General features: G+C 30.7%; 9 protein-coding genes and 1 rRNA gene. 3 read left to right on the forward strand and 7 right to left on the reverse strand.

The window, feature by feature from the left end; genetic code table 11:
• Window positions 1-15: 15 nt before the first annotated feature.
• From H277_RS0105345 to H277_RS0105355, 3 genes are all read right to left on the reverse strand, one after another.
• A complete protein-coding gene (locus tag H277_RS0105345) occupies window positions 16-1,014 on the reverse strand; it encodes a beta-ketoacyl-ACP synthase III (RefSeq protein ID WP_019974556.1) in 999 nt (332 codons plus the stop codon).
• Window positions 1,015-1,190: 176 nt separating this feature from the next.
• Entirely contained in the window at window positions 1,191-2,084 is an 894-nt protein-coding gene (locus H277_RS0105350) for a helix-turn-helix domain-containing protein (RefSeq protein WP_019974557.1), read from the reverse strand.
• Between the two features lie 101 nt (window positions 2,085-2,185).
• Window positions 2,186-3,112, reverse strand: coding sequence for a 2-hydroxyacid dehydrogenase (locus H277_RS0105355; RefSeq protein WP_019974558.1), 927 nt, complete (start codon window positions 3,110-3,112; stop codon window positions 2,186-2,188).
• A gap of 141 nt (window positions 3,113-3,253) precedes the next feature.
• On the opposite strand from H277_RS0105355, the gene H277_RS0105360 reads away from it, so the two are divergent.
• Complete coding sequence (locus H277_RS0105360; RefSeq protein WP_019974559.1) at window positions 3,254-5,281, forward strand: M3 family metallopeptidase; 2,028 nt, start codon at window positions 3,254-3,256, stop codon at window positions 5,279-5,281.
• A 56-nt stretch (window positions 5,282-5,337) separates the two neighbouring features.
• Here H277_RS0105360 and H277_RS0105365 read toward each other — a convergent pair whose 3' ends face one another.
• The 3 genes from H277_RS0105365 to H277_RS0105375 all read right to left on the reverse strand — a co-directional run bounded on the left by H277_RS0105365 (window position 5,338) and on the right by H277_RS0105375 (window position 8,085).
• Window positions 5,338-6,684 (reverse strand): ammonium transporter, encoded by a 1,347-nt coding sequence (locus H277_RS0105365; RefSeq protein ID WP_019974560.1) that lies wholly within the window; start codon window positions 6,682-6,684, stop codon window positions 5,338-5,340.
• A 199-nt stretch (window positions 6,685-6,883) separates the two neighbouring features.
• The gene (locus H277_RS0105370; RefSeq protein ID WP_019974561.1) at window positions 6,884-7,513 is read right to left on the reverse strand and encodes an outer membrane protein; all 630 of its coding nucleotides are present in this window, start codon (window positions 7,511-7,513) and stop codon (window positions 6,884-6,886) included.
• A 53-nt stretch (window positions 7,514-7,566) separates the two neighbouring features.
• On the reverse strand, window positions 7,567-8,085 hold the full coding sequence (locus H277_RS0105375) for a GNAT family N-acetyltransferase (protein ID WP_019974562.1): 519 nt from the start codon (window positions 8,083-8,085) through the stop codon (window positions 7,567-7,569).
• Window positions 8,086-8,182: 97 nt separating this feature from the next.
• On the opposite strand from H277_RS0105375, the gene H277_RS0105380 reads away from it, so the two are divergent.
• Both H277_RS0105380 and H277_RS0105385 read left to right on the forward strand, forming a co-directional pair.
• The gene (locus tag H277_RS0105380) at window positions 8,183-10,765 is read left to right on the forward strand and encodes a flippase-like domain-containing protein (RefSeq protein WP_019974563.1); all 2,583 of its coding nucleotides are present in this window, start codon (window positions 8,183-8,185) and stop codon (window positions 10,763-10,765) included.
• A complete protein-coding gene (locus H277_RS0105385; protein WP_026357424.1) occupies window positions 10,755-11,459 on the forward strand; it encodes an AcvB/VirJ family lysyl-phosphatidylglycerol hydrolase in 705 nt (234 codons plus the stop codon). The genes H277_RS0105380 and H277_RS0105385 overlap by 11 nt, the downstream gene beginning before the upstream one ends.
• A gap of 160 nt (window positions 11,460-11,619) precedes the next feature.
• On the opposite strand, the gene rrf is transcribed toward H277_RS0105385, so the two are convergent.
• Window positions 11,620-11,728: ribosomal RNA gene (gene rrf, locus H277_RS0105390) — 5S ribosomal RNA — on the reverse strand.
• Window positions 11,729-11,874 lie beyond the last annotated feature (146 nt).

The following is an 11,874-nucleotide window of genomic DNA, read 5'->3' on the forward strand; positions in this document are numbered from 1 at the left end:
TATGATTTCTATTGATTAAATTGTCCAGCGTAATAAACTAGCTCCCCAAGAGAAACCAGCTCCAAATGCTGTCAACATCAATAAATCTCCTTTTTTTAATTTCGATGTATTCTCCCAAATACATAATGGAATTGTCGCTGCAATTGTATTTCCGTAATTCTCTATATTGATTAATGTTTTACCTTCTTCAATATTTATTTCGTTTCCAACAGCATCAATTATTCGTTTATTTGCCTGGTGTGGAACTAACCAATTTACATCTTCCACTGTAAAATCATTTCGTTTCAAAACATTTAAACACGTATCGCTCATGGATTGAATTGCATTTTTGAATACAATTTTTCCATCTTGCTTAATGAAACGTTTTTCATCTACTAATAACTGAGAACTCGCAGGATATAAAGATCCTCCTCCTTCAATATTCAAAAATTCTTTTCCGGTTCCGTTACTTAATAATAAGGCGTCTAAAATTCCTTCTTCATTTGTTGGTTCAAGCCAAACTACACCTGCCCCATCTCCAAATAAAATATTCGTTGAACGATCTTTTATATCTACATACGCACTGATTTTATCAGCTCCAATCACTAATACATTTTTGTAACGTTTACTTTCTATCAAAGAAGCCCCCATATCTAACGCATATAAAAAGCCCGAACATGCAGCATTCATATCAAATGCCCAAACATTCTCTATTCCTAATTTCTCACAAATAATATTTGCTGTAGCAGGCATTAACATGTCAGGCGTAGAAGTTGCAACAATAAGCGCATCTACATCTTTTATATTCTTGCTATATGTTTCAAGTAAGTTTTGAACAGCTCTTACAGCCATGTCAGAAGTCGCTAAACCTTCTTCTAAAATTCGACGTTCTTTAATCCCTGTTCTTTTTACAATCCATTCGTCCGAAGTGTCTGTGATTTTTTCCAGATCTGAGTTTGTTCGTTTATTTTCAGGTACATAACCACCAATAGCAGCTATCTGAGCATATATTTTTTTTGTTAAATCTACCTCCATAAAATTCTTTTCAATCAAATTTCACGAATTAACAGTCTACCAAAAGACGCATTAAGAAAAATTTGAGCAACAAAGGTCTATCCAATTTAACAAATTAGTTAGGATAATAAACGTAATAATATGTCAAAAAGACGTATTTACAACAATTTTTAATTTACATTGATTTACATCAATTATTAAGTAGATGTGATGAAACTTGTAGGAGAAAAACCTGTATAATTTTTAAAAAATTTACTAAAAACAGAAGTATCGACAAAGTTTAAATCCGTCACGACATCCGAGACACTATACTTAGGGTTTTTAAGTAAAACTTTAGCTTCTAACACAATAGCTTCAGCAATAATTTGTTTTGGTGATTTATTAAAAACTTCAACGATAATCTTGGTCAAATGTTTTCGGCTGATAAACATTTCGTCCGCATAAAACTGAACATTACGTTGACGTCTGAAGTGCGTTGAAACCAAATATAAAAATTGTTTGGCTAATTCCTCTTTTCTGACCTCTTTCGTTGTACTTTTAGCTTTCACAGCCTTGTTGTAATAATTTCCCATCTCATACATCAACACAGAAAAATGATGCAATACTAAATCCTTTGCAAAGATATTTTCGTTTTTGATGGTATACTTGCTAATCTTATTCAGGTTGTAACGCATATCTCGAACAATCTTTTTATCCAAGGAAATTATTTTAGGATATTTAGATGATAAAAATTCGACCAAATTATTTGATTTCACATGGAAGCCTGCTTCTATAATTAAGTCCGAATCAATAAAAATTGCTTGTACTGCAAAATCAGCAGAATGTTCTATAATTTCGAACAATTGTCCTGGCAATACAACAATAATGTCATCACGCTTGATTAAAGTAGGTTCCAAATTAACTGTGATCTCACATGTTCCGGCTGTTATTAAAATCAACCCAAGTGACGTAAACTTATAGGGTTTACGTTTAACAAAATAATAGCTATTCTCAGGACCCACATCAAAAATTGCCAATCGCCTATCTGTTGCTTCTTCTTTGTAAGTCCTTAGAATATTATCAATTGAATATAATTGAATGTAATCACTCATTTTTGCGTATTAATTTTTCAAATACAATTTTAAAAGATTTTTTTGACAAGTAAAAACATCAATACGTCTTTTTAACAAAATATTACGTCATTTTGAAAAAATCAATATCCTTTATTCAATGAAACTTCATTCAATAAAGAATCATTGTTTTTCATCTTTCTATAATTCTCAGCAACTTGTTGTAAAGCTGTTGTTGCATTTGTTACACTTGCTATATGAGGTGTTACATAAATGTATTCATTTACCCAAAACGGATGATTTTCCGGTAAAGGCTCTTCCCTAAAAACATCTAAATACGCCTCTTTAATCTGTTTTTTATCAATTGCTTCTACTAAATCTTCTTCTATTAAATGTGCACCACGGCCAACATTAACTAAAACTGTATTTACTGAACATTGATCAAAGAAATTTTTATTTAATATTCCTTCTGTATCTTCAGTGAGAGGTAAGATATTTACAATAAAATTAGTATCGGAAATAACAGATTTCAATTCTTCTGCTCCGGAAAATGATGTGACACCATTAATATTTTTTGGTGAATTTGACCAACCTTTCACTTTAAAACCCAAATTTACAAATTGTTCTGCGACTAGCTTTCCTATTTCACCTAATCCTAATATTGTAATTGTTGTTTCATGGATAGATTGATAATTTTCAGGTATCCATTCCTTATTAAGCTGATCTTTATAATACGTCAATAAATTTTTCATCGAAGTCATTACGCAAGCCAAAACATGCTCAAACATTTCTTGTTTCAACGCAGGATCTACAATACGTGTCACTTTTATTGACTCCGGTATTTTTGTATGCAGTAAATGATCTATTCCTGCTCCAACTGATTGAACCACTTTTAAATTTGGAAATTCAGTAATATAGTTTTCATGCGGTTTCCAAGTCGCAATAAACTCAACTTCATTTGGATTTGAAATCGTTGGATAAATTTCAACCTTAGTTTCCGGCAATAATTCTTGCAAATTTCTTTGCCATTCTTCTGTTGGTTTCTGATTAAATAATAATACGACACTCATAATAATTGCTTTTAAAACAAATGTAAATAACTCCAAATTAATTGCGCATTAAATTTGACGATTTGTCAGATTCCTAACGTTTGGATTAGATTTTGAGAGACAAGCAGTCGATAAGTATACGAACAAAAAAATACAACATACATGAACAATCCTTTATTAGAAAAATTTGATACACCTTTTGAAAGTGCTCCTTTTTCTAAAATAAAAAATGAAAATTATAAGCCTGCTTTTATTAAAGCAATAGAAGAAGCGAAAGCAGAAATAGAGGCAATTACTCAAAATCCCGAGTCACCTACTTTTTCGAATACGATAGAAGCAATGGAACTTTCGGGGGAAAAGTTAGGACGAATTTCTTCTATTTTCTTCAATTTAAATTCGGCTGAGACAAATGATGAAATTCAACAAATCGCACAAGAAGTTTCGCCTTTACTATCAGAATTTGGAAATGATGTTCGCTTAAATCAAGATTTATTTGAACGAATAAAAACAGTTTATAATCAGAAAGATGCATTCGATTTAACAGAAGAGCAAACCTATTTGTTAGAAAAAAAATACAAAGGCTTTTCTAGAAACGGGGCTAATTTGAATGAAGAAGATAAAAATAAATTACGTGAAATTGACAAGCAATTGGCCATGCTTTCATTGCAGTTCGGACAAAATGTTTTGGCTGAAACAAATGCGTACGAATTGATTATTACAAATGAAAATGACTTGAAAGGGTTACCTCAATACGCAATTGATCAAGCGAAAGCTGATGCAGAGCAAAAAAATCACGAAGGTTGGTTGATTACATTACAAGCACCAAGCTATATTCCTTTTATGCAATATGCTGATAATCGTGAATTAAGAGAAAAATTATTCCGAGCAAATGGTGTAAAAGCATATCAAGACAACGAATATAACAACGAAGAAAATGTCAAAAACATTGTGAAACTTCGTCACGAACGTGCTAAAATATTGGGGTATAAAACACATGCCGACTATGTTTTGGAAGAACGTATGGCAAAAACACCAGTGACAGTTTTAGATTTCTTACATGATTTATTAACGAAAGCAAAACCATTTGCAGAAAAAGAAATTAAAGAGTTGGCTGATTTTGCTAAAATTACAGATAGGATAGAAATACTTCAACGTTGGGATCACGCGTATTATGCTGAAAAATTGAAACAGAAAAAATTTAGTCTTTCTGATGAAGAATTAAAACCTTATTTTCAATTAGACAATGTTGTTCAAGGGGCATTTGTAGTTGCAACTAAATTGTATGGAATTACATTTAAAGAAACTGATTATATCGACAAATACAATGATGATGTGACAACATACGAAGTTTTAGATCAGGATAATAATTTCTTAAGTTTATTGTATACCGACTTTTTTCCCCGCGCAGGAAAACGTCCCGGTGCATGGATGACAAGTTTCAGAGAAGCTTCGAATGTAAATGGTCATAACAAACGTCCACAGGTTTCGATTGTTTGTAATTTTACGAAACCGACAAAAGACACCCCTTCTTTATTAACTTTTCAGGAAGTTACTACTTTGTTCCACGAATTTGGACATGCTCTACATGGAATGTTACCAAATACGACTTACGAAAGTCTTTCCGGTACAAATGTATATTGGGATTTTGTTGAATTACCTTCTCAATTTTATGAAAACTTCTGTTATGAACCGGAAGCATTAAAATTATTTGCAAAGCATTATCAAACTGGAAAAATTATTCCGCAAGAATTAATTGAGAAAGTAAGAGCCTCCTCAAGTTTTATGGAAGGTTATCAAACTGTTCGTCAATTGAGTTTTGGCTTGTTAGATATGGCTTATCATGGAAATGATTTAATAGAAATTGAAGATTTACAGGCTTTTGAAAAGGAAACTTTCAAACAAACAGAATTATATCCGGAAGTTGATAAAACTATGATGAGTACATCATTTTCCCATATTTTTCAAGGAGGATATTCTTCAGGATACTATTCATATAAATGGGCTGAAGTTTTGGATGCCGATGCGTTTTCTTTCTTCCAGGAGACTGGAATTTTTAATAAAGATACTGCCAATAAATTTTATAAATTATTAGCATCAGGTGGCACAATTGAACCAATGAAACTGTACGAAGAGTTTCGAGGACATCAACCTACTTCAGCTGCTTTGCTAAAGCGTGCTGGATTAGTATAAATTCAAAAGCCAACTACTTTTTGTAGTTGGCTTTTTTTAAAAAAAAACCGGGAATTCTACCCATTTATTGTTTCCTTATGCTGAGAGAGGTCTAATCCATCAAATTCAGCTCTATCGCTTACACGCAAATGAATCATTTTATTTGTGAGGTAAAATAATGTTATAGCTCCAAAAAAAGTGAAAACGGACACAAAGAATAACGCAATTATATGATGTATAAAACTATTTAAGCCTCCATGCAATAAGCTGGCATTTTCTCCATGAGCAAAAATAGCTGTCAATATCATTCCCATAATTCCTCCTACTCCGTGACATGCAAAAACATCCAGTGTATCATCTATACGTTTTAAACCTTTCCAATACATCGCCATATTTGAAATTATCGCAGTTATAAATCCAAAAAATATACTTTCCGGAACTGTAACAAACCCACAAGCTGGAGTGATCGCTACTAATCCTACTACCGCTCCTATGCATGCTCCCATAGCAGAAACGCTACGTCCGTTAATTCTATCAAAAAGTATCCACGTCATCATTCCAGAAGCAGAAGCAATTGTTGTTGTTCCAAAAGCTAGAGCAGCAGTGGTATTTGCTCCTAAAGCTGAACCAGCATTAAAACCAAACCATCCGAACCATAACATTCCAGTTCCAAGCATAACAAATGGAATATTTGCAGGTTTGTGTTCTCTATTTTTTCGTTTTCCTATGACCAAAGCTCCTGCCAATGCAGCAAATCCAGCGCTCATATGAACAACAGTTCCTCCGGCAAAATCTTTTACTCCAAAATATTTGTTCAATAAACCTTCTGGATGCCAAACCATGTGACAAAGCGGTGTATAAATGATTAAACTAAATAAAATCATAAATAACAAATACGAAATAAAACGTACTCTTTCAGCAAAAGAACCTGTTACAAGAGCTGGTGTAATTACCGCAAATTTCATTTGAAACAATGCAAATAGAACAAACGGTATTGTAGATGCCATATCTTTATGTGGAAATGCTCCGACATGATTAAAAAATGGATAACTTAATGGATTCCCGATAATTCCGTAATGTTCTCCATTTATTTTAAAACCAAGTGATTCCCCAAAAGACAGTGAAAACCCAACTACAACCCACAAAATCGAAATAACGCCTAATGCAATAAAACTTTGCAGCATTGTAGAAATAACATTTCTTTTTCCAACCATTCCTCCATAAAAAAAAGATAAACCTGGCGTCATCAATAGCACTAAACCTGCAGCAGCCAAAATCCAAGCGACATCTGAATTTACAATATTCTCTTCACTAAGGAATTCTCCTGTATTTGGAATATCTACAACTGGTTTCCAAAATAATCCAGCCAATGCAATCAGTGTTATAATTGCAAAAGCTACTTTCCATTTCAATCCGACTTTCATAAGTTTTTAATTTTAACCCTATTAAAATTATGTTATTTATCAAATAAAACTATACAATTTAAACTAATACCATACAAAATCAGAGGGTAATATGTCATTTTAATATTTTAAACATAATTATCCTATATAAATTCATAAAAAAAGATTCCAAAAATGGAATCTTTTTATCAATTTGATTATTTAGTTTTTCTATTATTGGCTATAAAAATAGCTTAAGGCCAACATTTGCTCCAAATGTATTTACTGAATTTTGTATGTATTTTTCCTTTTTATATTTAACTTGATCATAAGATAAGCCTAAATCTAAAGCAATAGAAGGAGTTATGAAATATGAAACACCTCCTTTAACTTTCCAAGTAAAGGCATCGTTTTTACTACTACTATCATAATTAGCATCACTATAGTATTTATATTTTGAACTATTGAAGCCTAGTCCTCCACTTAAATATGGATAAAACTTAGAATCATTTGCAAAATAATAAGAAACAAAAGGCATCATAGAAATTGAATTTCCTTTCGATTTTTGTTTATGATTAATTGAGTTTCCCATAAAATCAAAATGGTATGAATCCAGTGTACTTACAGAATTTCTATAAGATATATCTAAACCAACCGCTAAATTATTAATTACAAAATATCCTCCCGTTACATTAACATCAAACTGGTTAATTTTATGTTTTGTTTCTTTCCCATAATCATTATTATAGTCATATTGGCTAGAATTAAAACCTAATGCAGAAGAAGCTCCAACCACCCAATTGTTTTTCTGAGTTTGAGCAAAAGAGTTTATGCTAAATGCTAAAATAATAAGTAAGTAATTTTTTTTCATTTATTGATAATTTAAAATCAAACAAATATACAATAACAGTAATAAAGAAATCACTACTTTATCAATTTTTGAAAAGCTTTTCTTGGACTCCCATCAAAATAAACCTCTCCACAATAGTGATATCCTAACTTATTAAAAATACGCAACATACCTACGTTATCAAAATTCGTATCAACTTTTATAGAATGAATATTTTTAGAAATTGTAATATTCTCAATTTCTTCCATCGCCCAAGTTCCCAAACCTTTCATCTTAATATCTTGTGCAACAGCCAATCGATGAATGACAATATATGGTTCTTCATTCAACCATTTTCCTTCGATTTGTGTATAAGCAGGTTCTATTTCATTAATAATTGCAACATATCCAATGATTAAATTATTATCGTTTTCAATTACATAACCAAAACCTTTTGAAATATCATTTATAACGACATCTAGATTTGGATAACCATTTTGCCATTGCTCGCTTCCTTCCTCTTTTCTTTTCGCAATTGCTTGCTGCAAAATATTCCAAGTTCTATCTGTATCATTCAAAGTCGCTTGACGTAAATTTAATCCAACTATCCTCACTTATTTTTATTTTCAATATAAGTTATTTTTAAACAAATCATAAGTTTTGATATTTAATTTTTTAATAAATTGAAGTGATAAAACTAACTATTCCAGCATGAAGTTCCAAAAATCTATAAAATATAGAGAAATCCCTTGGCAACAGGTTTTAGCGGTACTTATCTTATTGCTTGCATTTGTATTTTTTAGAAGCGAACGCAAAGAAATGATGCAGATAATCCCAAGTATCAAAAATGCAAAACCTATTTGGTTATTAATCGGTTTTGGAATTACGCTTCTCTATATTTCCTTACAAGCTGCAATGTATATCACAAGTTTTAAAGCTATTGGGTTATCTCTTAAGTTTTGGGATGCTGTAAATTTATTTCTCAAACGGAATTTTATTAGTGTTTTTCTACCAGCGGGAGGAATTAGTTCATTGGCTTATTTACCCAAACAAATCAAAAAGCAACAACTTGAAACAAATGAGGTCATTCAAGCAAGTTCTGTTTATGGTTTTATTGGATTATTAACGGTTTTCATCATTGGTGTTCCCATCATTTTTTATAGTATTTACACCAATAAATATTTTAATGACTCGTGGATTTCATTGATTATATTAGGCATAATTTTAATTCTGGTTTACTTCATCTTTAATTCATTCAAAACCAAAAATAAATTCTATCAAATTATAGAGAATAAATTTCCAAAGATTACGGAAGAAATCAATCCAATTTTTGAAACTTCTTTGAACAGAAAAAATATTAATCTCACGATTTTAATCTCAATAATCATTGAAATTACAGGAATTTTACACGTTTATATTGCTATGCTAGCTTTAGGTATTCAACCTACTTTTGATGTAGCTGCTTTGGCTTATACGATTTCTGTCTTATTGATGATTATTTCACCTTTTTTGAGAGGTCTGGGTGCAGTAGAATTTACAATGGTGTATATTTTAACGCAATTCGGCTATTCTCATAATCAAAGTTTAGCTACAACTTTATTGTACCGAGTTTTCGAATTTTGGTTGCCTTTAGGTTTTGGATGTTTAAGTTTTATGTGGCACGGAAGAAAATTATTTGCACGAATTTTTCCTGCTGTTTTGATCTTTACATTAGGAATGATAAATATTATTTCAGTCATCACTCCTCCTCTTGCAGAACGTTTACATCTTGAAAAATTGTATTTACCGACTGAATTGATGCATCTTTCAAAATTGATGATTCTATTTATCGGAATTGCTTTATTGATTACATCATCTTATCTCATCAAAGGATTAAAATCAGCTTGGATTTTTGCCTTAATATTTTCTATACTTTCATTCTTCGGAAATATATTAAAAGCATTAGATTACGAAGAAGCTGGATTTGCATTTTTGTCAATTGTAATGTTAATTTACAGTAGAAATCAATACCCATTGAAAACAAATCTGAAACGATTAAGACAAGGTTTTTCGATTTTCTTGCTTGCTTTTTTTTCAATTTTTATTTTTAATGTTTTAAGTTTCTATTTTATAGATAAAAGACACTTTGGTGTTGATTTCTCTTGGAATCAAGCTTTTTATTATACTTTTCAAAACTTCTTATTGTTCAGTGAAAATAATTTAGTTCCGAGAACAACCTTTGCTCAAGATTTCAAAGACATCAATATATTTTTTGGATTTAGCTCATGGATATTATTGATTTTAACTTTTTTTAGAGCTAAAAATTATAACACAAAAGATGTTCAGGATTATAAAGAAGCAGAAGAAATTATCGAAAAATATGGAAATTCAGCATTAGATTATTTTAAAGTAATGGATGATAAAACACTTTATTTTTCTTCAACAATCGATGGTTTTGTCTCTTATAAAATCGGTATAAATTTCGCTATTGTTTTGGATAATGTTGTTTGTGATACAAAGTATAAATCAAATTTAATTTCAGAATTCGAAAATTATTGTAAAACAAGAGGTTTAAAAACTGCTTACTATAGAGTTTCTGAAGATGATTTAATTGATTTCAAAAGATTGGAAAAACAACATTTATTAATTGGACAAGAAGGAATTATTGAAGTTGATTCTTTCAATCTTCAAGGAAAAGAACATAAATCGATGCGTAATGCATTGAACACTTTAGAGAAAAAAGCATTTAAAACTGACGTTATTTTGCCTCCTTTGACAGAAGAATTTTTAAATGAAATTGAAGCTGTATCAAATGAATGGTTAAAAGAATTTGATAAAAAAGAAATTGTATTTGCAGAAGGAAAATTTGAACGTAAAACATTAAAAAATCAAACCATTATTACGTTAAAAAATGAAGAAAATAAAGTGGTTACATTTCTGAATGTTATTCCAGATTATACAAAAGATGAAATGACTTACGATTTGTTTCGGAGAACTGCCGATTCACCAAATGGTAGTATAGATGCTGTTATAATTGCATTAATTAATCATGCCAAAAACAATCAAAAAAAATACATCAATATTGGTTTAACACCTTTAGCTGGTTTAGATAAACCGAACAATATTGCCGAGCAGCTAATGAAATTTGCCTATCAACGTATCGGAACGTTTAAACAATATCAAACGATGCGCGATTTTAAAGAAAAATATGCTAGTTATTGGATCAATAAATATATAGTTTATGGAAATGATGTGGAACTTATTCAACTTCCGCAAGCACTAAATAAAGTAATGAAACCTGAAGATGAAAACTAAAAACTTTATACTATTTGGATTGATTATTATCACTGTCGGTTTGTACATCTTGCGTACAAAAGGAGATGATGTCGATATTAAAGATCCATTGCCTCTTAAAGTTTGGGAACATAACAACAATACAAAGCCTATTTTATTTTATTTAAGTGGTGATGCTGGATTAGGACCTTTTTCACAATCAATATGTAAGAATCTTCATCAGAAAGGCTATGATATCTACGCTTTAAATTCTAAAGTTTATTTTTGGAATGAAAGAGATCCTAAAAAAACGGCTGAGATATTAGCAAAATTTTTAGAAGAGAAATTCACACACCATCAAAATCAAGAAATTATATTTATAGGCTATTCCTTTGGAGCTGATGCGATTCCATTTATTATTAATCAACTTCCAACAAAAACTAAAGAAAAAATCCATCAACTTATTCTTTTAGATCCTTACGAAACAGCTGATCTTGAAATTCATTATAAAAATTTAATTTTTGAAAATGTAAGTGGAGAATGGAATACAATTCCAGAAATCAACAATCTTCCTAAGTTACATTTATCTATTATTTTAAGTGATTACGGAATAAACTATCCTTACAAAAAAATCACTTTAACCAATAAAAAAGTTATTTATTTAGGTGGTAATCATCACTTTAATCGAAATTATAAAAAGATAACTGAAACAATTTTAAAACAAATTAATTCTTAATAATTCAAAAACAAATAATGTAAATCCTCGGTCAGGCTCTCCGTTTCAATCTTTTGTAGAAGAAAAAAAATAAACTAGCTTTCAGGATTCCTTATCCTAAAACCTTTATTTTATTCCATAAAAAAAGCCTCAAGTAAATTACTTGAGGCTTTTGATTAAAAACTGGCGACGACCTACTCTCCCGTAAGTAACAGTACCATCGGCGCAGGCAGGCTTAACTTCTCTGTTCGGAATGGGAAGAGGTGAGCCCTGCAGCTATAGTCACCCTAATATTTTTAAATAGGTTTTAGTTCCTATTATTTCTTTGACATTATTGTTTTATTTATTCACACAACCGGTATACTACCATAATCCAAATAAGATTAACTAACCTTCTCTATGACGATTAAATCAATATTAGTATTTAATCTTTTTA

It is taken from the genome of Empedobacter brevis NBRC 14943 = ATCC 43319 (assembly GCF_000382425.1).
Classification (GTDB): Bacteria; Bacteroidota; Bacteroidia; order Flavobacteriales; family Weeksellaceae; genus Empedobacter; species Empedobacter brevis.